Source organism: Curtobacterium sp. 22159 (assembly GCF_052045775.1).
Classification (GTDB): Bacteria; Actinomycetota; Actinomycetes; order Actinomycetales; family Microbacteriaceae; genus Curtobacterium.
In genome coordinates this window covers 112,972-135,393 of record NZ_JBQEPN010000002.1, presented here as the reverse complement: position 1 = coordinate 135,393, position 22,422 = coordinate 112,972, and the positions used below count along the sequence as shown (strand labels likewise).

The following is a 22,422-nucleotide window of genomic DNA, read 5'->3' as shown; positions in this document are numbered from 1 at the left end:
TGCAGCAGGCTGCCGACATGGACACAGCACTCCTCGCGGCGCTCATCGCGGCGGGCGCGGCGATCGTCGCAGCCGCCGTGAGTTGGTTCGGGGCCTTCCAGAACCGCAGGACGGCAGACCGCGACCAAGCGTGGAAGCGACTCACCTGGGCGGTGCGGGCGAATCGGACCCCAGCGGAACACGACATTTCGAGAACTGTGCTGGAGCGGATGATGACCGTACGGTGGGCGTCGAAGGCCGACCAGAACCTCGCACTCCGAGCGCTCCGCCGGCACACGCCACCGATGACCGATCAGGAGGACCCGTGATGCGCATGTTCGCACCGCTGCCCGACCGGCCCGAGTTCCGCGTCGACGGAACTCCCGACGACGACGCTGCGCTCATCGCGTGGGTCGAGGGCGCCACGGTCGAGGAATGGCACGAGTCCGAGCGGACCGGGGTCGTGACGCTCTCGATGCGCGTGAAGTGGTGGTGGCGGCGGACCCGGCGGGTGCTCCGCTAGACGCCGACCTCCTGGTAGGCGGTGAAGAGCAGGTGGTCCTCGGGCCCCTCGAGCGTCACCGGCTTGCCGACTCCGTCGAGGATGATGAAGCGCAGCATCCCCGCGCGCGCCTTCTTGTCCCGACGCATGGTGGCGAGCAGCCCCTCCCACCGGCCGATGCCGTACGTGGTCGGGAGCTCGAGCGACTCGAGGATGCTGCGGTGGCGGTCCACCGTGGCGTCGTCGAGGTGCCCGGTCAGGCGCGCCAGCTCGGCGGCGAACACCATGCCGACCGAGACGGCCGCGCCGTGCCGCCACTGGTAGCGCTCGGCGTGTTCGATCGCGTGTCCCAGCGTGTGCCCGTAGTTGAGGATCTCGCGCCGGCCCTGCTCGGTGAAGTCGTCCGACACGACCTGGGCCTTCAGCTCGATGGCGAGTTCGACGACCCGCCGGAACTCGGGCGTCGACGGGTCGGTGACGCGGTCGACGTCGGCCTCGACGATGTCGAGGATCTCCGGCACGGCGATGAACCCGGCCTTCACGATCTCCGCGAACCCGGTGAGGATCTCGTTGCGCGGCAGGGTCCGGACGAGGTCGATGTCCGCGACCACGGCGCGGGGCGGGTAGAAGGCACCGACGAGGTTCTTGCCCTCGTTCGTGTTGATGCCGGTCTTCCCGCCGACGCTCGCGTCGACCATGCCGAGCACGCTCGTGGGGATCGCCACGTACGGGACGCCGCGCAGCCAGGTCGCAGCGACGAAGCCGGCGAGGTCGGTCACTGCGCCCCCGCCGAGGCCGATCACCGCGTCGGTCCGGGTGAAGTCCGACTGGCCCATGATCTGCCAGCAGAACGCCGCGACCTCGATGCGCTTGGCGCCTTCTGCATCGGGGACCTCGGCGATGAGCGTCTCGAGCCCGGCCGCGATCAGCAGCTCGCGGAGCTCGTTCGCCCGGGCACCGAGCGTCGGCGCGTGCACGATGAGGACCTTGGCGACACGGGGCCCCAGCAGTGCCGGGACGGACCCGAGCAGGCCGTTCCCCACGGCGACGACGTAGCCGTCGTCACCGCCGACGCGGATCTCGGTGGTGCCCTCCGGCAGGATCGACTCAGTCGTCTCGGTCACGGTGCTCCTTCGTCGTCGGGAGTCGTCCCGACCTGTTCCTCGGCCGGTGCGGCTCCGGCTCGCAGCCACGCGACGACGTCGTCCACGACGTGGGACATGGGCCGGCGCGAGGTGTCGAAGACGGCGTGCGCGAGTGCAGCGTAGGTCGCGGCACGCTCGTCCATGATGGTCTGCCAGGCGTCGATGCCGCCCGTCGCCAGCAGCGGTCGGTCGCTCCCGGCGATGCGCTCGGCGACCGCCTCGGGCGAGACGGTCAGCAGGACGACGTCCGCGCCCGCCATCGCGTCCCGCGTGGCCGCGTGCGTGACCGCGCCGCCGCCGACGGCGATCACGCCGCCCGTGGCGACGGCGTCCCGTACGGCTGCCGCTTCGAGCTCGCGGAACGCCGGCTCGCCGCGATCCGCGAAGATGCCGGGGATGGGGCCGTGCTCGCGGGCGATGACCCGGTCGGTGTCGGTGAACGGGACGCCGAGCGACTTCGCCACGCGCTTGCCGACGCTCGACTTGCCCGCTCCCATCGGCCCGATGATCACGACCGGTCGGTGCGTGCTCACCAGGCGGTGGAGTGCTCGGCGGCCTCGGTGCGGCGGGTGCGCAGCGTCTCCGGGATCGAGGCGAGGTACGCGTCGAGGTTCCGCTTGGTCTCGACGACGTTGTCGCCGCCGAACTTCTCGAGCACGGCGTCGGCGAGGACGAGCGCGACCATGGCCTCGGCGACGACACCGGCGGCCGGGACCGCACAGACGTCCGAACGCTGGTGGTGCGCCGACGCATCGTCGCCGGTGGTGACGTCGATCGTGTGCAGCGCGTGCGGGACGGTCGCGATCGGCTTCATGCCCGCGCGGACCCGCAGGACGGTGCCGGTCGACATGCCGCCCTCGGTCCCGCCGGCGCGGTCGGTCGTCCGGTAGATCTCGCCGTCCTCGCGGTAGAGCTCGTCGTGGGCGGCGGAACCGCGTCGGGCGGCAGTCGCGAACCCGTCACCGATCTCGACGCCCTTGATGGCCTGGATGCCCATGATCGCCGCGGCGAGCCGGGCGTCGAGGCGGCGGTCCCACTGGACGTGCGAGCCGAGGCCCGGCGGGACGCCGTAGAACAGCACCTCCACCACACCGCCGAGGGTGTCGCCGTCCTTCTTGGCGGCCTCGACCTCGGTGACCATGCGCGCCGAGGTCTCGGCGTCGAAGCAGCGCAGCTGGTCCTCGTCGAGACGGTCCACGTCGTCGGGCAGCGGCAGCGCCGTGCCGTCCGGGACGCGGACGGTGCCGACCTGCAGGGTGTGGGCGACGGAGCGGATGCCCAGCTCTGCGAGGAAGGACTTCGCGACCGCGCCGAGCGCCACGCGTGCCGCGGTCTCGCGGGCGGAGGCGCGCTCGAGGATGGGGCGGGCCTCGTCGAAGCCGTACTTCTGCATGCCGACCAGGTCGGCGTGCCCCGGGCGCGGCCTGGTGAGGGGCGCGCTCCGACCGCGGGAGATCTCGGTCTGCTCGACGGGCTCCGGGTTCATCACCTCGACCCACTTCGGCCACTCGGTGTTGCCGATCCGGATCGCGATGGGGCTGCCGAGCGAGTACCCGTGGCGGACACCGCCGGAGACGTGCAGCTCGTCCTGCTCGAACTTCATGCGGGACCCGCGGCCGTACCCGAGCTTGCGACGAGCGAGGTCGGTACGGATGGACTCGAACGACACCGGGACACCCGCGGGAAGCCCCTCGAGCATCGCGATCAGTTCGGGTCCGTGGGACTCACCAGCAGTCAACCAACGAAGCATGGTGTCCATCCTCCCACAGGGCGACCCCCTGCGACGCGCGCCCGGCTACTGGTAGTCGGGGTGCGCCCGCAGCCACGCCTGGAACTGCTTGACGGCCACGAGGTGCTGATCGTACGTGTCCGAGAACACCGTCTCCCCGGTCTGCAGGTTCACCGTCACGAAGTACAGCCAGTTGCCCGCGGCCGGGTGCGTGACCGCCTTGATCGCGATGTCGCCGGGGTTCGAGATCGGCGCCGGCGGCAGGCCGGAGTGCACGTAGGTGTTGTACTTGTTCGACGCGTCGGCGCGTTCGGCGTCCGTGGTCGTCACGGTGTGGGTGTTCCCCGTGCCGTACGCCACCGTCGCGTCGGACTGCAGCTTCATGCCCTTGTCGATGCGGTTCTGGAACACGCGGGCGACCTTCGGGTAGTCGGCCGCGAGCCCTGCTTCCTTCTGCACGAGCGACGCGAAGACGATGACGTGCTCCTGGTCGGCCTCGGCCACCCCCGCCGCGGCGAGGTGCTCCTTCATGGTGTCGACCATCGACTTGAAGTACTGGGTCGCCGTCCACCCCGGGTTGATCGGGTACGTGGCCGGGAACAGCCAGCCCTCGAGCGTGGTGACGCCGGCGGGCAGCCCGTACGCGGAGAGGTCCTGCGCCGCCGCCGAGACCTGCTCCTTCGACAGACCGGCCTTCGAGACCATGCCGGCCTCGATGTCCTTGAGAGCGGTGCCCTCGGGGATGACGATCGACGCCTGCACGCGGTTCTTCGCGTCCTGCAGGGCTGCGAGGGCCGACTTCGAGCTCATGTGCTTCTTGAGCGCGTACGACCCCGGCTGGAACTGCACGTCCGGCGACGCGAGCAGCAGCTTGTAGAAGACCTTCGAGTCCTTCACGACACCGCTGCGCTGCAGCGTCTGCGCGACGTTCTCGCCGATGTCGCCCTGCTTGATGGTGATCGTCACCTTGCTGGTGCCGCTGCCGGAGTAGTCGTCCGGCTCCTTCGACCCGCTGATGGCGGAGACGAGCTGCTGCACCTTCGGAGCGGCGAAGGTGTAGGCGGAGACCCCGACGGCCAGGACCACCGCGACGATCACGATGCCCGCGATGAGCGGGCCACGGCGACGCTTCGGTCGCGGCTCGCGCGGCGGCCGGGAGGCGCCCCCACGTCCGCGTCGGCCGCCGCCACCGCCGTCTCCCGCGCCTCCGGAGCCGTGGTCGCCACCGTCCGGACCGGTCACCGCGGGACGAGCGACGCCGCGAGCGGCTGCTCGGGCGCCGTCGTCGACGTGCAGCTCTCCGGTGAGGAGGGCGTGGACCTCGGGGTGGAGCTCCTCCGGCGAGGACACGACCGGTGCGTCCGCCGCGCTCGTCGCAGCCGCCGCGCTCGTCGCAGCCGCCGCGTCCGCGCGGGCACGGGCGTCCTCCGCCGCACGCGCCTCCTCCGCCGCACGTGCCTCACGGCGGGACAACGGGCGTCCCTCAGGCGCCTCCGCTGCTGCCGCCGCACCGCCGCGGTCATCGGGGGTCGCCGCGCGGTCGGAAGTCGCCTTCCGCCGCTCGGCGTCGTTGCCGGGCGCGATGATCGCGTTCCAGTCCAGGTCGTCTGCCAACGGGTCCTCGGTCTCTCGGTCGGGAACTCCTCCTGGGCACCGTCATCGGGTGACGGTCAGGGCAGCCGGTCAGGGGAGCGTGGCCCCCGGTGGGGCGCTGGACGCACGCTCGTGGTCGAGCGCGTGTTGCAGAATGATAACAGCGGCCGCTTGGTCGATCACGGCCCGGGACTTCTTCGTGTTCCGACCGGCTTGGTGCAGCCCACGCTGCGCCGTCACGGTCGACAGCCGTTCGTCCACGAGCCGGACCGGACGGTGCTCGGCGAGCCGCCCCGCGAACTCCCGCGCGTCGGCCGTCGACGGGGTGTCCCCGCCGGACATCGACAGGGGCAGCCCGACCACGATCTCGAGGACGTCGTACTCGTCGGCGAGCTCCACGATCCGCCGGACGTCGGAAGCGTCGTCCCGCGGCACGGTCTCGACCGGCGTCGCGAGCAGCCCGTCCCGGTCGCAGACCGCCACCCCGATCCGGGCGCGTCCGACGTCGACGCCGAGCCGACGCCCGGACCGGATCGCCACGCTCAGGCCGCGAGTCGGGCGGTCACGGCACGGAGCGCTGCGGGGAGCGCGGACGCGTCGGTACCGCCGCCCTGCGCGAGGTCCGGCTTGCCGCCACCGCCACCGCCGAGCACCCCGGCGGCTTCCTTCGCGAGCGGACCGGCCTGGACGCCGGCGGCCCGTGCCGCGTCGTTCGTCGCGACGATGACGACGGGCTTGTCGTTGACCACGGCACCGAGCACGACGACGGCTGCACCGTCCCCGAGCTGGCCGCGCACACCGGTCGCGAGGGCGCGCAGGTCGTCACCGGACTGGAGCCCCTGGATTGTCTCCGCCACCACCGTGGTCGCGCCGACCGTCGTGGCCTGCCGTGCGATCGCCGGGACCCGCTGCTGCAGGTTCGCCGACTCGAACTCGGCGATCCGCTTCTGGGCGGTCCGCAGGTCCTCCATCAGGGACTGCACCCGGGTCGGGAGGTCCTCGCGCGGCGCCTTCAGCGCGCTCGACAGCTGGGACACGATCGTCCGTTCGACGGCGAGGTCGCGGAAGCCCTCGAGCCCGACGAGCGCCTCGACGCGTCGGTTGGTCGACCCGACGCTGGACTCCCCCACGAGGTTGACCAGGCCGACCTGCGCACTGGAGGCCACGTGCGTGCCGCCGCAGAGCTCACGGGACCAGGGCCCGCCGATGTCGACCATGCGGACCTCGGCGCCGTACTTCTCGCCGAAGAGCGCCTGCGCGCCGAGCGCCTTCGCCTCGTCGAGCGGGAGCACACGGGTCGAGACCTCGAGGTCGGAGCGGATCGCGTTGTTGACGACCTCCTCGATCTCGGAGCGGGTCTCGGTGGACACCGGCTGCGACCAGGAGAAGTCGAGCCGCATGTACCCGGACTTGTTGTACGAACCGGCCTGCAGGGCCTCCGGCCCGAGGATGTCGCGCAGCGCGGCGTTCACGAGGTGCGTGGCCGAGTGCGCCTGGGTCGCACCGCGGCGGTACTCCGCGTCCACCACCGTCGTCGCCGGGGCACCGACACCGACCTCGCCGGACCGGACCTGCACGGTGTGGCTCCAGAGACCGGCGACGGGACGCTGGACGTCGAGCACCTCGAGGTCGAAGCCGTTGCCGACGATCGAGCCCTGGTCGGCGTCCTGTCCGCCGGACTCCGCGTAGAGGGAGGTCTCACCGAGGATCACCTCGGCGATCTCACCCGTCACCGCGCGGTCGACGCTCACGCCGTCCACGATGATGCCGAGCACGGTCGTCTCGGCCTCGAGCGCGTCGTACCCGAGGAACACGGTCTCGCCCTGCGCACGGAACGCGCTGTAGACGCTGAGGTCGGCGAGGGCGGTCTTCTTGCTCTTGGCGTCGGCCTTGGCCCGGGCGCGCTGCTCGGACATGAGGGTCTCGAACGCCGACCGGTCGACCTGGACGCCGGCCTCCTCCGCCATCTCCATGGTGAGGTCGATCGGGAAGCCGAAGGTGTCGTGCAGCAGGAACGCCGTGTCACCGCCGATCGCGGACGCGCCGTCCTGCTTCGCGCGTTCGACCGCGACGTCGAGGATGGTCGTGCCCTGGGCCAGCGTGCGGAGGAAGGTCTCCTCTTCCGCGTAGACGATGCGGGCGATGCGATCGTAGTCGGACGCCACCTCGGGGTAGGCGTCGCGCATGGCGTCGCGGGACGCCGGGAACAGCTGCGGGAACGTGGCGCCCTCGACGCCGAGCAGACGCATCGCACGCACCGTGCGCCGCAGGAGCCGACGGAGGATGTACCCGCGCCCCTCGTTCGACGGCGAGACGCCGTCGGCGACGAGCATGAGCGCCGACCGGACGTGGTCCGCGATCACACGCATGCGGACGTCGTCCTCGTGCACCGCGCCGTAGCTCCGACCGGAGATCTCGGCGGCCTTGTCCAGCACCGGACGCACCTGGTCGATCTCGTACATGTTGTCGACGCCCTGCTTGATGAAGGCGACGCGCTCGAGCCCCATGCCGGTGTCGATGTTCTTGTTCGGCAGCTCGCCGGTGATCTCGAAGTCGTACTTCGAGCGGACGTCGGCGATCTGGTACTGCATGAACACGAGGTTCCAGATCTCGACGTAGCGGTCGTCGTCGGTCGCCGGGCCGCCGTCGACGCCGTACTCGGGCCCGCGGTCGAAGAAGATCTCCGAGCAGGGACCGGCCGGACCGGGCTGCCCGGTCGACCAGTAGTTGGTGTCCTTGCCGAGCCGCTGGATGCGGTCGTCGGGCAGCGTCGAGTGCTGCTTCCAGAAGGCGATCGCCTCGTCGTCGTCTTCGTAGACGGTGACCCAGAGGTCGTCCGCCGAGAACCCGAGGCCGCCGTCGGACTCAGGCGTCGTCAGGAAGTCCCAGGCGTACTGGATCGCCTGCTCCTTGAAGTAGTCGCCGAACGAGAAGTTGCCGTTCATCTGGAAGAACGTGCCGTGCCGCGGGGTCTTGCCGACCTCTTCGATGTCGTTCGTGCGGATGCACTTCTGGACGCTCGTCGCGCGCGGGAACGGTGCTGGGATGAGGCCGGTGAGGTACGGGATGAACGGCACCATGCCCGCGACCGTGAACAGCAGCGACGGGTCGTCCGACACGAGCGAGGCGGACGGGACGACGGTGTGGCCGCGGTCACCGAAGAACTGGAGCCAACGGCGGCGGATCTCTGCGGTCTGCATGGTGCTTCCTGATTCAGGTTCGGCGGGAGGGTGCGACGGGGTCGAGGTCAGGCGTCGGTGCGGAGCTCGGCTTCGCGGGAGCGGTAGCCGTCGGCGACGGCACCCGTGAAGGCCTTCGTGCGAGCGTCGACGTCAGCGAAGAACCGCGCGCCACCGGGGGTGTTCGCGACCTTGTGCGCGACGGCGAACCCGATGACGACGCCGACGGCGACGAAGAACAGCTGCTTCACGGTGCCTCTCCCTTCCGTGCACGCGAGCGCCGCGTGCCAGACGATCCTACCGGCGGCACCGACCGGGAACGCCGAACGGCGGGCCGCCCTGTGGAGAGGACGACCCGCCGTTCGGGTGTGATCGGTGGATCAGCGAGCTGCGTAGTACTCGACGACGAGCTGCACTTCACAGGTCACGGGGACCTCGGCGCGCTTCGGACGACGGACCAGGCGGGCCTGGAGCTTGTCGATCTCGACCTCGAGGTAGCCCGGCACCTTCGGCAGGACTTCCTGGTGCCCACCGGCGGCGGCGACCTGGAACGGCTCGAGCGACTCGGAGCGCTGCTTCACGTGGATGAGCTGCCCCTCCTTCACGCGGAAGGACGGACGGTCGACGAGCTTGCCGTCGACGAGGATGTGACGGTGCACGATCAGCTGGCGCGCCTGCGCGGTCGTGCGGGCGAAGCCGGCACGGAGCACGAGGGCGTCGAGGCGCTGCTCGAGGAGCTCGACCAGGTTCTCACCGGTCAGGCCCTTCGTCTTGCGGGCCTCTTCGAAGACGATGCGGAGCTGCTTCTCGCGGATGCCGTACTGGGCGCGCAGACGCTGCTTCTCACGGAGACGGACGGCGTAGTCGCTGTCCGCGCGACGGCGGGTGCGGCCGTGCTCACCGGGGCCGTAGGGGCGCTTCTCGAGGTACCGGGCCGCCTTCGGCGTCAGCGGGATGCCGAGCGCGCGCGAGAGGCGGGTCTTGCTGCGGGTGCGTGACTTGGTAGACACAGGGTCCTTTTCTCTGTCTGAACTGAATACTCGACGGGCTCCGGACGCGCGCACTCGACGCGCGGACGGTCCCGGCGAAGGGATCCAGAGGGATGAGCCTGTGGGATCGGACGGCTACAGTCCGAACCTCTGTCCCCGTGCCACTGCTGTGACACTCTGTCCTCGACGCAGCCGCACGCGAGGACCAGGACGTAGGCCCGGCAATCGTAGCAGGGATTCACTCCCCGCGGGTGATCTTCCGGAGGCGTTCGAGTCGGGGACCGACCTCGCGCTCGTAGCCGTTGGTGGTGGGCGTGTAGTACTCGGTCCCCTCGAGCGCGTCCGGCAGGTACTGCTGCTGGGCGACACCGTGCTCGGCGTCGTGCGAGTACACGTACCCCTTGCCGTGGCCGAGTCGCTTCGCGCCCGGGTAGTGCGCGTCCCTGAGGTGCACCGGGACGACCCCGAGTCGCCCGGACTTCACGTCGGCGATCGCCGCGTTCACCCCGTTGTAGGCGGCGTTCGACTTCGGAGCGGTCGCCAGGTACACCACGGCCTCGGCGAGCGGGATGCGCCCTTCCGGCATGCCGATGAGCTGGACCGCCTGCGCGGCCGCGACCGCGATCGGCAGGGCTTGCGGGTCCGCCATGCCGATGTCCTCCGACGCGGAGATGATGATCCGGCGGGCGATGAACCGGGGGTCCTCGCCCGCCTCGATCATGCGGGCGAGGTAGTGGAGTGCGGCGTCGACGTCGCTCCCCCGGACGGACTTGATGAAGGCGCTGATGACGTCGTAGTGCTCGTCGCCCTGCCGGTCGTACCGCAGCAGCGCACGGTCGACCGCGGCCGCGACGGTGTCCGCGTCGACGATCGGCACGGCCGGCACCCCGTCGAGGGCCGCGTCGTCGTCGGTGTCGTCCTGTGCGGCGATGGCCGAGGACGCCGCCGCCTCCAGCGCGGTCAACGCGCGGCGTGCGTCACCGGAGGAAAGTCGGACGATCGCGCTCCGTGCTTCGTCGCCGAGGACGACCGAGCCGCCGAGTCCCCGCGGGTCCTCGACGGCGCGGTCGACGAGCATGCCGAGGTCCTCGTCGGTGAGGGGCTTCAGCGTGAGCAGGAGCGAGCGCGACAGCAGCGGCGAGATGACCGAGAACGAGGGGTTCTCGGTCGTGGCGGCGATCAGGATGACCCAACCGTTCTCGACACCGGGCAGGAGGGCGTCCTGCTGCGCCTTGCTGAAGCGGTGGATCTCGTCGAGGAACAGCACGGTGGTGGACCCGTAGAGGTCACGGTGCGTGAGCGCCTTCTCCATCACCTCGCGCACGTCCTTCACGCCGGCGGTGACGGCGGACAGCTCCACGAACTCCCTGCCGGACTGGCGGGCGATGGCCTGGGCCAGGGTGGTCTTCCCGGTGCCCGGCGGACCCCAGAGGATCACCGAGACGCCGCCCGGGTTCTCGCGCGTGCCCGTGGCGAGCTGGACGAGGGGACTGCCCCGGCCGAGCAGGTGCTGCTGCCCCGCGACCTCGTCGAGGCTGGTGGGCCGCATCCGCACCGCGAGCGGGACGGATCCCTGCGCGAGCCCGGCGTGACCACCCGTGGTGGGCGCACGCATGCCCGAACGGTCCGCTGCCATGTCGTCAATGGTAGGCCGACCCACCGACGGTCCCGTGCCTCCAGGCCGTCCGGACGGACCCTTCTAGTACGCTCGTCGCACACTCGACGAGAGGTACGACCAGCACCGTGGCAAAGAACCAGGCGCGTGACAACCGCGAGGCGCGTGAGCGCCTCCGTCTCTACCAGGCACGACAGGGTCTCAACGAGCGGCAACGTCGTCGTCGCCGACGCGACAACGTCGTCGGTGTCGGGGTGCTCGTCGTCGTCGCGGCGCTCGCCACCGGATCCCAGCTCGCGTTCGCGGGCTCGCACGGGTCACCGAAGACGGACGCCAGTGCGAGCGCCACCGCGACCGCGACGCCGACCCCGTCGGCCAGCGCGACCGCCGGGAACACCGGCGACGTCCCGAGCAAGTCGATCGCGAAGAACAGCACCTGGACCGGGTCCCTCACACTGAACAAGGACGTCGAGCTCGGGATCGAGCTCGACGGGAAGAAGGCCCCGCAGGCGACGAGCGTCGAGATCTCGCTCATCCGCAAGCAGTTCTACAACGGGACCACCTGCCACCGGCTCGCGGACAGCAAGGGCTTCCGGTTCCTGCAGTGCGGCTCCGCGAACGGGGACGGCACGGGCGACGCCGGGTTCGAGTACGGCCCGCTCGAGAACGTCCCGAGCGACGGCCAGTACGAGAAGGGGACGATCGCGATCGCCCGCGGATCCTCGCCGTACTCGCAGAGCACGCAGTTCTTCATCGTCTACGGCGACACCACGCTCGACGGCTCGACCGGCGGGTACACCGTCGTCGGGAAGGTGACCAGCGGCCTCGACGCGCTCGAGTCGAAGATCACCTCCAAGGGCATCTCGTCCCCCGGTGACGACGGCACGGGCGAGCCCAAGGTGGCGACCAAGATCACCGGCGCGACGATCGCTGAGCAGAAGTAGTCCACAGGCACGCCGTCGGGCGGGTCGCAGTGCCCGTCCGTGCAATAGGCTGACGACCTGACCGTGCCGACGGTGACGTCGGTGATGCACGACCACGATCGAGGCGAGACCTGTGGGATCTGACGAAGCAACGACCTGGGGGCGGGTCGACGAGAACGGGACGGTGTACGTCCGGTACGAGGACGGCGAGAAGGCCGTGGGCGAGTACCCGGACGCCACCCCCGACGAAGCCCTCGCCTACTTCGCACGGAAGTACGCGGACCTCGAAGGCCAGGTGAAGATCGCCGAGCAGCGCGTGCAGCGCGGTGCCTCGGCGAACGACGTGGCCCGGACGGTCGAGCACCTGCGGACGCTCGTCGCCGAGGCTCGGGTCGTCGGTGACCTCAAGGCCCTCGAGAACCGGGTCGGTGCCCTGTCCGAGCAGGTCGGCTCGCTCACGAAGGAGCAGGCGGAGCAGGCGCAGCAGGCCCTCACGGACGCCCTCGCGCACCGCACCGCCCTCGTCGAGGAAGCCGAGGCGCTGGCGGCGGTCGACCCGGCGCGGGCGCAGTGGAAGCAGATCACCGCGCAGCTCGACGACGTGTTCGCCCGCTGGCAGCAGCACCAGCACGACGGCCCCCGGATCCCCAAGAACGAGGCGAACGAACTGTGGAAGCGGTTCCGCGCCGCTCGGTCCACGGTCGACCAGCACCGTCGTGCCTTCTACTCGGAGCTCGACGCCCAGCACCGCGACGCACGCAACCGCAAGCAGGAGCTCGTGCAGCAGGCCGAGGCGCTCGCGCCGCGCGGCTCCGACGCCATCCCGGCCTACCGCGAGCTGCTCGACGAGTGGAAGCAGGCCGGACGCGCCGGCAAGCGCCACGACGACGCGCTCTGGGCGCGGTTCAAGGCCGCCGGTGACGTGCTGTTCGAGCAGCGTCACGCCGAAGCCGCCGCCGAGAACGAGGAGTACTCGGCGAACCTCGAGGCCAAGCAGGCGCTCCTGACCGAGGCGGAACCGCTCCTGCAGGAGACCGACCGGGTCGCGGCCCGCCGGACCCTCACGGGCATCCAGCGGCGGTGGGACGAGATCGGCAAGGTGCCGCGCGGTGACGTCCGTCGGATCGAGGACCGTCTGCGTGCGGTGGAGGACCACGTCCGCAGTCTCGAGGACGAGCACTGGAAGGCGTCCGACCCGGAGCGCAAGGCCCGGCAGACGGGGCTCGCCAGCCAGCTCGAGGACGCCATCGGCAAGCTCGAGGCAGAGCTCGCCGCGGCGCAGGCGACGGGCGACGCCCGCAAGATCAAGGACGCCCAAGAGGCGCTCGACGCCCGGAAGATCTGGCTCGACGCGCTCGGCGGCTGATCCCCCGCTCATGACGACGCCCCCGTGACCGTCCGGTCACGGGGGCGTCGTGGTCACGGGGGCGACGAGGTCACGGCGGCGACGAGCTCACGGGGCGCTGGCTGCGCGGGCGATGGCCCGGGCACCTCACGGAGACGACCAGGTCGCGCTGCGCCGTCATCAGACCACGGCGGGCAGCCCGAGCAGCGTCCGGATGTCCTGGTCGTCCTGACGCATCTGCGCGGCGAGCTCGTCCATCGACCCGAACTTCACCATGCCGCGCACGTACGCCACGAACAGGACCGAGATCGTCTCGTCGTAGAGGTCGATGTCGACGTCGAGCAGGTGCGCTTCGATCTGCTTCGCCGGCACGCCCTCGAACGTCGGGTTGTTGCCGACGGACACCGCCGCCGGGTACACCGTGCCCTCGTGCAGGACCCGTGCCGCGTACACTCCGTCGGCCGGTACGAACCCCTCGCACGCCGGGTCGAGGTTCGCGGTCGGGTACCCCATCGCCCGGCCACGCTCGTTGCCGTGCACGACGACGCCGCGCACGGCGTGTTCCCTCCCGAGGAGCCGTGCGGCCTCGGCGACGCGACCCTCGCCGAGCAGTTCGCGGATCCACGTCGAGGACACCCGTCGCTCGCCGGCCGGACGCACGTCGTCGACGAGGTCGACGTCGTCGATGAGCTCGACCGTGAAGCCGTGCCGCTCCCCCAGCTCGCGCAGGAGGCTGACGTCACCGGCGCCCTTCGCCCCGAACCGGAAGTCGCTGCCGACGAACACGAGGCGGGCGTGCAGGGTGTCCACGAGGATCTCGGAGACGAATGCCTCCGGTGCCTTCGACTGGAGGTCGTGGTCGAACCGGAGCAGCAGCGTGGCGTCGACGCCGGCGTCGTCGAGGAGCTCACGGCGCTGCGCGATGCTCGTCAGCGCCGGCGGGACCTTGTCGGGGTCGATCACGCTGAGCGGGTGCCGGTCGAACGTCACGACGGTGGAGACGAGACCGTGCTCGCGCGCGGCCCGTTCGAGGTGGGCGATGACGGCGCGGTGCCCGACGTGCACGCCGTCGAACTTCCCGATGGTGACCGCGCTCGGCCCGAAGCCCTGCGCGACGTCGGCGATGTCGTCGTAGTACTGCACGTCGGCCCCTACTCGCCGGCCGTCACGGCGGACGGAGTCGTCTCGGTGGTCGCGCCCGCGGTTCGGTGGTGCTTGCGGAGCCACCACAGACCGGCGGCGGGCAGCACCAGCGGCGCGAAGGCGTAGCCCAGCCCGTAGTACGACCAGATGGTGTCGTCCGGGAACAGTTGCCGGTCGATGAGCGACAGCGTGCCGATGACGAGCACCCCGGTCATCTCGAACACGATCGTCACGCAGGCCACCCGGTACCAGAACCGACCGGGAGCGATGAGGGCGATCATCGCGACGATGTACACGACGGCGGCGACGGCGCTCAACGTGTAGGCGAACGGCGCGAAGGAGAACTTCTCGATGATCTGCACGACGCTGCGACCGGTCGCCGCCAGCGCGAGGACGCCGTAGACGGCGATGAGGACGCGGCCGATGCCGGTCGCGAGGGAGGATCTGGTCGCCATTGCACCGATTCTACCGACGGCCGGCGGTGCCGATGACGCAGCACGTCGGCAGTGCCTGGTCAGTTCAGCGCGAACCAGATCTGGTACATCCGGTAGAGCATCACCGCGACCGTGAACGCGCCGGCGCCGAGGACGACGGTGCTCCACTTCGTGCGGTCGATGAGCGCCCAGACGATCGTCGCGGGCGGCACGAGGAGCACGGAGACCGCGTAGACGCCGAACTCCAGCGCGTTCCCGCGCGGCGGACTCCCGACGGCCGGGAGCACGAGGGCGATGATGCCCTGCGCGATGAGCAGCAGCTCGACCAGGACGAGCGAGCCGACCGTGTAGTCGTTCGGCTTCCACCCGACGAACCCGACGACCACGGCGAACAGGCCCGCGACGACGGCGATCACGAGTTGCACCCACATGAACCACTCGATCACGCGTTCGCTCCCCGGTTCGTGGCGGCCACGGCGCCGGGCGTCGGGAAGTTCGTGATGACACGGAGCAGGCCGCGTCGGACCGAGACGAGCCCGACGAGGCGGTCCCCCTCGGTGGCGACGGCCGCGACCGGGCCGTCGGTGTCCGGGTGGTCCGCCGCGACGCGTTTGCCGTCGGCGAGGTCCTTCGCCGCTGCCGCGTCGAGGGGCACCGCGGGGAACAGCCGTCGTGCGACGTCCGCCGGGCGGGCGAGCGCGGCTCGGACGTCGACGGACTCGTCCTCGAGGTCGACGGCGTCATCCACGGAGAACGGCCCGACCTCGGTGCGACGGAGCGCGGTCAGGTGCGCCCCCGTGCCGAGCGCTGCACCGACGTCACGGGCGAGCGCCCGGACGTACGTGCCGGACGAGCAGTCCACCACGACGTCGAGGTCGACCACGGCCACGTCCTCGCCGTCGACCGAGACCACACGGTCGTTCCGCCCGGTCACGTCGAAGCGTGAGATCGTCACGGTGCGGGACTTCAGGACGACGTCCTCACCGCGGCGGGCGAGGTCGTAGGCCCGGCGACCGTCCACCTTGATCGCGCTGACCGTCGACGGGACCTGGGAGATCTCGCCGCGCTGGGCAGCGACCGCCGCCTCGACCGCGGCGTCCGACACGTCGGCCGACGCGGTGCCGACCGCTCCGGTCGGAGTCCCGTCCGCGTCGTCGGAGTCGGTGGACACACCGAGGCGGATCGTCGCGGTGTAGGACTTGCCGAGGCCCACCAGATGGGTCAGGAGGCGCGTCGAGGGGCCGATCCCGAGCAGGAGCAGCCCCGTCGCCATCGGGTCGAGCGTGCCGGCGTGACCGACCTTCTTCAGGCCGAGTCGACGGCGGGCGATCGAGACGACCCGGTGGCTGGAGATCCCCTGCGGCTTGTCGACGAGGAGGATGCCGTCGGGCGCGGTTTCGAGCACCAGAGGAGGCTACCAGCGCTCACGATGCTCAGCAGGCGTCGTTCCACTCGCGGCGGGGGTGGTCCGGGTCGGTGACGTCGAGCACGGCGGACGCGGCGATCTTGACGTCGGCCCGACGCTCGAGTCGTCCGGACTCCTGCTCCACCCACATCGACCAGCGCCACAGTCCGCGCGCGCCGGGCGCCAGGGTCCCGTGGCCGTGCACGACCAGCACCCCGGCACCCGCGCCCGTGGTGCGGAACGGGGTCACCAGGTCGGCGCGGAGCGCGTCCACGTCACTGGTGGACGCCGCAGCGGCCATCGCGGGGACGCCGTGCTGCTCGAAGCCGGCGACGAGCGCGGCTGCGACGCGCTCGAGGTCGGTGCCGTCCTGTCCGTCGATGCCGACGACGGTACGGTTCGTGCCGACCTGTGCGATCACCTCGGCCGCGATCGCCGCCATCGTGTCGGTCTCCTGGGGTGCCCAACGTGCCATGCACCCACCGTAGGCTGTCGTGGTGAACGTGCGTCGGGCCTCCAGTCAGGATGTGGACGACGAGCCGACGCGAGCACCCGGGGAGGGCATCGCCCCACCGCTCATCGCGTGGTTCCGTGCCGAGGCGCGGGACCTGCCGTGGCGCCGCCCCGGGTTCCCCGCCTGGGGCACGCTGGTCAGCGAGATCATGCTGCAGCAGACCCAGGTCGCCCGTGTCGTGCCCCGACTGGAGGCGTGGCTCACCCGTTGGCCGACGCCTGCGGACCTCGCGGCCTCGCCCCCGGCGGACGCGGTGCGCGCATGGGACCGGCTCGGCTACCCGAGACGCGCCCTCGCGCTGCACGCGGCGGCGACCGCGATCGCCGAGCACCACGACAACGTGGTGCCGCGCGACGTCGACGCGCTGCTCGCACTGCCCGGCATCGGCGACTACACCGCTCGCGCCGTCGCCGTCTTCGCGTACGGCGACCGGCACCCGGTCGTCGACGTGAACGTCCGACGCGTCCTCGCCCGTGCGCTCCTCGGCCAGGCGGAACCCGGGCCGGCGAACGCCAGGAACGACCTGCCGCTCATGGAGTCCGTGCTCCCCGACGACCGCGACGCCGCAGCGGCCACGAACGCCGCCGTCATGGAGCTCGGCGCACTCGTCTGCGTCGCCCGCTCCCCCGCGTGCGACGCGTGTCCCATCGCCGACCGGTGCGCGTGGCGTGCGGCCGGCTACCCCGCCCACGACGGGCCCCGCGCGCCGAAGCAGTCGAAGTTCGCCGGGAGCGACCGTCAGGTGCGCGGGCTCATCATGGCGGAGCTGCGCGCGAGCGACGTCCCGGTCAGCCGGTCGGAGATCGAACCGGTCTGGCCGGACGCGGCACAGCGGGACCGGGCGCTCGCGTCGCTCCTGCGTGACGGACTGGCCGTCGGGGACGACGCGAGCGGCTACCGACTCCCCGAGGGTTAGGCGCGCGCGTCGTCCTCGTCGTCCTCGTCGTCGTCCTCGTGCTTGTACGGGTCGGCGTCGCCCGCGTACGCGGCACCCACGGACGCCGATCGGACCTGCTCGTCCCGCATCTTCGCCTGGGCGAGGAGGTCCTCGAGGTGCGCGGAGGTGTCCGGCAGCGCGTCCGCGATGAACTCGAGCGACGGCGTCAGGCGCGCCGTGATGTTCTTGCCGACCTCGCTGCGGAGCATGCCGGTCGCCGCCTTGAGGGCCGCCGCGGAGTCGGCGCGCTCCTCGTCGGTGCCGTACACGGTGTAGAAGACCGACGCGTGCTGGAGGTCGCCGGTCACCCGGACGTCGGTGATCGTGACGAACCCGAGCCGCGGGTCCCGCAGGCCCTTGTCGAGCCGACGTGCGACGACTTCCTTGATGCGGTCCGCCATCTTGCGTGCGCGCTGCGGATCGGCCATGGGTGCCTCCTGGGGCAGTGGCGGGACGGACCCCGCCGGGCTTGTGCTTGGAAAGGGGTCGGGCCCCGGCCTCCCACTCGGGGAGGCCGGGGCCCAGGGTAGTCACGCGATCAGTCGCGCGGCTTCTCGACGAGCTCGGTGGTCTCGATCTCGTCGCCGATCTGGATGTCGTTGTACTTGCCCAGACCGATACCGGCTTCGAAGTCCGTGCGGACCTCGGTCACGTCGTCCTTGAAGCGACGCAGCGACTCGATGGCGAGACCATCGGCGATCACCACACCTTCGCGGATGACGCGCGCCTTCGCATTGCGCGTGATCGTGCCGGAGCGGACCACGACACCGGCGATGTTGCCGAACTTCGAGGAGCGGAAGACCTCACGGATCTCGGCGACACCCGACTGCACCTCTTCGAACTCGGGCTTGAGCATGCCCTTGAGGGACTGCTCGATGTCCTCGAGTGCGTTGTAGATGACCGAGTAGAAGCGCACGTCGATGCCTTCGCGCGCCGCACGCTCGCGGGCCTTGACGTCCGGGCGGACGTTGAAGCCGAGCACGATCGCGTTGTCGATCGTGGCGAGGTCGATGTCCGACTCGGTGATCGCACCCACACCGCGGTGCAGGATGCGGAGCTGGACGCTGTCGTCGACCTCGATGTCCAGGAGCGACTGCTCGAGTGCCTCGACGGCACCGGAGACGTCACCCTTGATGATGAGGTTGAGCGACTCGACCTTGCCCTCTTCGAGTGCGCGGGTGAAGTCCTCGAGCGAGATGCGCTTGCGGGCCTTGGCCAGCTGGGCGTTGCGCTCGGCGGCCTCACGCTTCTCGGCGATCTGGCGGGCCGTGCGGTCCTCCTCGGTGACCAGGAACGTGTCACCGGCGCGGGGCACCGAGGACAGACCCTGCACCTGGACCGGACGGCTCGGCGTGGCGGCCTCGACCGCGTTGCCGTTCTCGTCGGTCATCGCACGGACGCGACCGTAGGCCGTGCCCGCGACGATGGCGTCGCCGACGTGCAGCGTGCCGGACTGGATGAGGACGGTCGCCACCGAACCGCGGCCCTTGTCGAGCCGTGCTTCGATCGCCACACCGCGGGCGTCCTTGTCGGGGTTGGCACGCAGGTCGAGACCGGCGTCGGCGGTCAGCAGCACCGCGTCCAGGAGGTCCTGGATACCGATGTTCTGACGCGCGGAGACGTCGACGAACATGACGTCGCCGCCGTACTCCTCGGCCACCAGGTTGTACTCGGTGAGCTGCTGGCGGACCTTCGCTGGGTTCGCGCCTTCCTTGTCGATCTTGTTCACCGCGACCACGATCGGCACACCGGCCGACTGCGCGTGGTTCAGCGCCTCGATCGTCTGGGGCATGATGCCGTCGTCCGCCGCGACCACGAGGATCGCGATGTCCGTCACCTGGGCACCACGAGCACGCATGGCCGTGAAGGCCTCGTGACCCGGGGTGTCGATGAAGGTGATCGGGCGCTCGATGCCCTCGTGCTCGGTGGTGATCTGGTAGGCACCGATGTGCTGGGTGATGCCACCGGCCTCGCCCTCGACGACCTTCGAGTTGCGGATCGCGTCGAGGAGGCGGGTCTTGCCGTGGTCGACGTGGCCCATGACGGTGACGACCGGCGGCCGCTGCTGCAGCACACTGTCGTCCTCGTCCTCGAGCTCTGCGTCGAGGTCGATGTCGAAGCCCTCGAGGAGTTCCTTGTCCTCGTCCTCCGGCGAGACGACCTGGATCTTGTAGCCCAGCTCCTCGCCGAGGATCTCGAACGTGGCCTCGTCCAGCGACTCGGTCGCGGTCGCCATCTCACCGAGGTGGAACAGCACCGTCACGAGGTTGCCGGGGCTCGCGTCGATCTTGTCCGCGAAGTCCGAGATGCTCGCGCCGCGACGCAGACGGACGACCGTGTTGCCGTCGCCACGAGGGACCTGCACACCGCCGAGCGACGGCGCCTGCCGCATCTCGTACTCGGCGCGCTTCGTCCGCTTCGACTTGCGGGCACGGCTCTTGCCGCCACCGCGGCCGAACGCACCGGCGGTACCACCACCGGGGCCACGACCACGGCCGCCGCCACCGGCGGGACGCGGGCCGCTGAAGGCCGGACGCGGGAATCCGCCACCGGCACCACCGGCGCCACCCGGACGACCACCTGCGCCGCCACGGCCGCCACCCTGGCCCGGGCGCTGCCCGAAGCCGTTCGGACGGTTGCCCTGACCGGGGCCACCCGGACGGGGAGCGCCGGGGCGCGGGACACCCGGACGCGGCGGGGCCGGACGCGGGATGCCGTTGCCGCCACCGGCACCGCCGGCGGGACGCTGGCCCATGCCCTGGTTGGACGAGTACGGGTTGTTGCCCGGACGCGGCGGCCGCGAGCCCATGCCCTGGCTCGACGCGTACGGGTTGTTGCCGGGACGGGCACCGGGCTTGGGCCCACCGGGCTTCGGGCCGGCTGCGGCGCCGGGCTTCGGCGCGCCGCCGGGCTTGACGGCGTCACCCTTCGGGGCCGCCTGACCGGCGTCGCCCTTCTCGGCTGCCGCCTTCTCCGCTGCTGCGGCCTTCTGCGCCGCCTCGGCCTCGGCCTGGCGCTGGGCGACCGACTTCGGCGCGCCCGGGGTGGGCACGGACGAGTCAGCAGGGGTCTGGGTCTGGGCCTGCGCCGGCGCCGGGGTGGGCGCGGGGCGGGCGGGACCGGGCTTGGCGCCACCGGGCTTCGGTGCTGCGCTGCCCGCACGGCCGGGCTTCGGCGCTGCCGTCCCGGCCGAGGAGGCCGGGGACGCCGCGGGCTTCGACGCGGAAGCGCCGTCGGCCTGCAGTGCAGCGCGGAGCTTGCGCGCGACGGGGGGTTCGACGCTGGAGCTCGGGCCCTTGACGAACTCGCCGAGTTCCTTGAGCTTCTCCATTGCGGTCTTGCTGTCGACACCGAGTTCGGATGCGATCTCGTGTACGCGTGGTTTTGCCACTGTTCTCCTTCACGGGTCCCACCCCGCGAAGGGGCAGGACTCACTGGATGACGGGTCTCATTTCGAGCCGCTCATCAGTTGTCCATAAGCCGTTCAGCCTGTTCTGTCGTGTCCTGGTGACGCGCCTGCTCGGAGCGCTCGGCATCGTGCTGGAGTGCTTCGAGGTAGTCACGCACCGCGGACGTGTCCGGTTCATGATCGAGCCGGAGTGCCCGGCGGTAGGCCCGGCGCTTGACGGCCTGATCATGTGCTTCGACGGTCGGGGTGAGCCACGCTCCCCGCCCCGGCATGACTGCCTTCGGGTCCGCCACGACACGGCCGTCGCGCAGGGCGACGACACGGAGGAGGGAGGACCGGGGAGCACGACGGCGACTGCCGATGCATGTTCTGACGGGTTCCACCTTACTCCTCCCCTCCGACGACCGCGATCCGGCACGCCCGGGCAGGACGTGCCGACAGCGGAACGCCGCCGACGACGCCCTTCCGCACGAGCGACGTCGTCAGTCGTCGCCGTCCAGGATCGAGTCGGGCTGGATGTCGATGCGGGCGCCGGTGAGCTTCGCGGCGAGGCGGGCGTTCTGCCCTTCCTTGCCGATCGCGAGCGACAGCTGGTAGTCCGGCACCAGGGCGCGCACGGCCTTCGTCGACGCGTCCAGCACGAACGCGCTCGTCACCTTCGCCGGCGACAGGGCGCTGGCCACGAAGGACGCCAGGTCGGACGAGTAGTCGACGATGTCGATCTTCTCGGCACCGAGCTCGGTCGTCACCGCGCGCACGCGAGCACCGAGCTCACCGATGCAGGCACCCTTCGCGTTCACGCCGGGCTCGTTCGCCTTCACGGCGATCTTCGTGCGGTGCCCGGCCTCACGGGCGAGGGAGGTGATCTCCACGACGCCGGACGCGATCTCCGGCACCTCGAGCGCGAAGAGCTTCCGGACGAGGCCCGGGTGCGTGCGCGACACCGTGATCTGCGGGCCCTTGGCACCCCGACCGACGCTCGTCACGTACACGCGGATGCGGGAGCCGTGCTTGTACTCCTCGCCCGGGACCTGCTCCTCCGGGGGGAGGATCGCCTCGACCGTGCCGAGGTCGACGTGCACCATCTTCGGGTTCGGGCCCTGCTGGACGACACCGGCGACGATGTCGCCCTCCTTGCCGCGGAACTCGCCGAGGATCTTGTCGTCGCCGATGTCCCGCAGGCGCTGGTTGATGACCTGCTTCGCTGCGAACGCGGCGATGCGGCCGAAGTCGCTCGGCTGGTCGACGGCCTCGCCCACGACGGCGCCCTCGTCGTCACGCTCCGGCACGTAGACGGAGACCTCGCCCGACTTCCGGTCGAGCTCGACGCGCGTCTGGGCGTCGACGGGCTCCTCGTTCTCGGCGCGGTGCTTCTGGTACGCCGTCAGGATGGCCTGTTCGATGATCTGGACGAGTTCGTCGAACGGGATCTCCCGCTCACGCTCCATGAGTCGCAGGACTGCGAGATCGATCTTCACCGAGGGCCTCCGTATTCAGATGAGTCGCTCCCGCGGCTGGAACCACGCGGAAGTCGGCGACCAGCGTACCCCAGAACGGACTGGAGGCGCGGTGCCAGCTGGC

The 22,422-nt window shown here is 70.9% G+C and carries 23 protein-coding genes; 5 read left to right on the top strand and 18 right to left on the bottom strand.

Annotated elements, in window-relative coordinates; all coding sequences use genetic code 11:
• Positions 1 to 17: 17 nt before the first annotated feature.
• Both ACTJKO_RS02780 and ACTJKO_RS02775 read left to right on the top strand, forming a co-directional pair.
• Positions 18 to 308, top strand: coding sequence for a hypothetical protein (locus ACTJKO_RS02780; protein ID WP_440685439.1), 291 nt, complete (start codon positions 18 to 20; stop codon positions 306 to 308).
• Positions 308 to 502: a hypothetical protein gene (locus ACTJKO_RS02775; protein WP_440685437.1), complete on the top strand. Its 195-nt coding sequence runs from the start codon at positions 308 to 310 to the stop codon at positions 500 to 502. The genes ACTJKO_RS02780 and ACTJKO_RS02775 overlap by 1 nt, the downstream gene beginning before the upstream one ends.
• Here the strand turns inward: ACTJKO_RS02775 and aroB are convergent.
• The 9 genes from aroB to ACTJKO_RS02730 form a co-directional block, all read right to left on the bottom strand.
• A complete protein-coding gene (aroB, locus tag ACTJKO_RS02770; protein WP_440685908.1) occupies positions 499 to 1,581 on the bottom strand; it encodes a 3-dehydroquinate synthase in 1,083 nt (360 codons plus the stop codon). The genes ACTJKO_RS02775 and aroB overlap by 4 nt on opposite strands.
• Before the next feature lie 20 nt (positions 1,582 to 1,601).
• A complete protein-coding gene (locus ACTJKO_RS02765; protein WP_440685435.1) occupies positions 1,602 to 2,159 on the bottom strand; it encodes a shikimate kinase in 558 nt (185 codons plus the stop codon).
• Complete coding sequence (aroC, locus tag ACTJKO_RS02760) at positions 2,156 to 3,376, bottom strand: chorismate synthase (protein ID WP_440685433.1); 1,221 nt, start codon at positions 3,374 to 3,376, stop codon at positions 2,156 to 2,158. The genes ACTJKO_RS02765 and aroC overlap by 4 nt, the downstream gene beginning before the upstream one ends.
• Before the next feature lie 45 nt (positions 3,377 to 3,421).
• A complete protein-coding gene (mltG, locus tag ACTJKO_RS02755; protein ID WP_440685431.1) occupies positions 3,422 to 4,969 on the bottom strand; it encodes an endolytic transglycosylase MltG in 1,548 nt (515 codons plus the stop codon).
• A 69-nt stretch (positions 4,970 to 5,038) separates the two neighbouring features.
• Positions 5,039 to 5,482 carry a Holliday junction resolvase RuvX gene (gene ruvX, locus ACTJKO_RS02750; protein WP_440685906.1) on the bottom strand — a complete coding sequence of 148 codons (444 nt, stop codon included), beginning with the start codon at positions 5,480 to 5,482 and terminating at the stop codon, positions 5,039 to 5,041.
• A gap of 8 nt (positions 5,483 to 5,490) precedes the next feature.
• Positions 5,491 to 8,148 (bottom strand): alanine--tRNA ligase, encoded by a 2,658-nt coding sequence (gene alaS, locus ACTJKO_RS02745; protein ID WP_440685429.1) that lies wholly within the window; start codon positions 8,146 to 8,148, stop codon positions 5,491 to 5,493.
• 47 nt (positions 8,149 to 8,195) lie between these two features.
• On the bottom strand, positions 8,196 to 8,378 hold the full coding sequence (locus tag ACTJKO_RS02740; protein ID WP_440685427.1) for a hypothetical protein: 183 nt from the start codon (positions 8,376 to 8,378) through the stop codon (positions 8,196 to 8,198).
• Between the two features lie 129 nt (positions 8,379 to 8,507).
• The gene (gene rpsD / locus ACTJKO_RS02735; protein ID WP_058726527.1) at positions 8,508 to 9,137 is read right to left on the bottom strand and encodes a 30S ribosomal protein S4; all 630 of its coding nucleotides are present in this window, start codon (positions 9,135 to 9,137) and stop codon (positions 8,508 to 8,510) included.
• A gap of 217 nt (positions 9,138 to 9,354) precedes the next feature.
• Positions 9,355 to 10,752 carry a replication-associated recombination protein A gene (locus ACTJKO_RS02730; RefSeq protein ID WP_440685424.1) on the bottom strand — a complete coding sequence of 466 codons (1,398 nt, stop codon included), beginning with the start codon at positions 10,750 to 10,752 and terminating at the stop codon, positions 9,355 to 9,357.
• Between the two features lie 107 nt (positions 10,753 to 10,859).
• Here ACTJKO_RS02730 and ACTJKO_RS02725 point away from each other — a divergent pair, with 107 nt between their 5' ends.
• Positions 10,860 to 11,675 carry a peptidylprolyl isomerase gene (locus ACTJKO_RS02725; RefSeq protein ID WP_440685422.1) on the top strand — a complete coding sequence of 272 codons (816 nt, stop codon included), beginning with the start codon at positions 10,860 to 10,862 and terminating at the stop codon, positions 11,673 to 11,675.
• A 112-nt stretch (positions 11,676 to 11,787) separates the two neighbouring features.
• Positions 11,788 to 13,020 carry a DUF349 domain-containing protein gene (locus ACTJKO_RS02720; RefSeq protein WP_440685420.1) on the top strand — a complete coding sequence of 411 codons (1,233 nt, stop codon included), beginning with the start codon at positions 11,788 to 11,790 and terminating at the stop codon, positions 13,018 to 13,020.
• Between the two features lie 159 nt (positions 13,021 to 13,179).
• On the opposite strand, the gene ACTJKO_RS02715 is transcribed toward ACTJKO_RS02720, so the two are convergent.
• Genes ACTJKO_RS02715 through ACTJKO_RS02695 form a run of 5 tightly spaced genes read right to left on the bottom strand, consistent with a single transcriptional unit; the run spans position 13,180 to position 16,456 of the window.
• A complete protein-coding gene (locus ACTJKO_RS02715) occupies positions 13,180 to 14,142 on the bottom strand; it encodes a bifunctional riboflavin kinase/FAD synthetase (protein WP_440685418.1) in 963 nt (320 codons plus the stop codon).
• 8 nt (positions 14,143 to 14,150) lie between these two features.
• Positions 14,151 to 14,597: a hypothetical protein gene (locus ACTJKO_RS02710; RefSeq protein ID WP_440685416.1), complete on the bottom strand. Its 447-nt coding sequence runs from the start codon at positions 14,595 to 14,597 to the stop codon at positions 14,151 to 14,153.
• Positions 14,598 to 14,656: 59 nt separating this feature from the next.
• Positions 14,657 to 15,022, bottom strand: coding sequence for a hypothetical protein (locus ACTJKO_RS02705; RefSeq protein ID WP_440685414.1), 366 nt, complete (start codon positions 15,020 to 15,022; stop codon positions 14,657 to 14,659).
• On the bottom strand, positions 15,019 to 15,981 hold the full coding sequence (gene truB, locus ACTJKO_RS02700) for a tRNA pseudouridine(55) synthase TruB (RefSeq protein WP_440685412.1): 963 nt from the start codon (positions 15,979 to 15,981) through the stop codon (positions 15,019 to 15,021). Before truB ends, ACTJKO_RS02705 begins: the two co-directional genes overlap by 4 nt.
• A 28-nt stretch (positions 15,982 to 16,009) precedes the next feature.
• Positions 16,010 to 16,456: a hypothetical protein gene (locus ACTJKO_RS02695; RefSeq protein ID WP_440685410.1), complete on the bottom strand. Its 447-nt coding sequence runs from the start codon at positions 16,454 to 16,456 to the stop codon at positions 16,010 to 16,012.
• A gap of 52 nt (positions 16,457 to 16,508) precedes the next feature.
• On the opposite strand from ACTJKO_RS02695, the gene ACTJKO_RS02690 reads away from it, so the two are divergent.
• Positions 16,509 to 17,411, top strand: a complete 903-nt coding sequence (locus ACTJKO_RS02690; protein ID WP_440685408.1) for an A/G-specific adenine glycosylase — start codon at positions 16,509 to 16,511, stop codon at positions 17,409 to 17,411.
• Here ACTJKO_RS02690 and rbfA read toward each other — a convergent pair.
• From rbfA to nusA, 4 genes are all read right to left on the bottom strand, one after another.
• Positions 17,408 to 17,860: a 30S ribosome-binding factor RbfA gene (rbfA, locus tag ACTJKO_RS02685; protein WP_440685406.1), complete on the bottom strand. Its 453-nt coding sequence runs from the start codon at positions 17,858 to 17,860 to the stop codon at positions 17,408 to 17,410. The genes ACTJKO_RS02690 and rbfA overlap by 4 nt on opposite strands.
• A gap of 110 nt (positions 17,861 to 17,970) precedes the next feature.
• Positions 17,971 to 20,823: a translation initiation factor IF-2 gene (gene infB / locus ACTJKO_RS02680; protein WP_440685404.1), complete on the bottom strand. Its 2,853-nt coding sequence runs from the start codon at positions 20,821 to 20,823 to the stop codon at positions 17,971 to 17,973.
• A 74-nt stretch (positions 20,824 to 20,897) separates the two neighbouring features.
• A complete protein-coding gene (locus tag ACTJKO_RS02675) occupies positions 20,898 to 21,224 on the bottom strand; it encodes a YlxR family protein (RefSeq protein ID WP_440685402.1) in 327 nt (108 codons plus the stop codon).
• Positions 21,225 to 21,323: 99 nt separating this feature from the next.
• Complete coding sequence (gene nusA / locus ACTJKO_RS02670; RefSeq protein WP_440685400.1) at positions 21,324 to 22,319, bottom strand: transcription termination factor NusA; 996 nt, start codon at positions 22,317 to 22,319, stop codon at positions 21,324 to 21,326.
• Positions 22,320 to 22,422 lie beyond the last annotated feature (103 nt).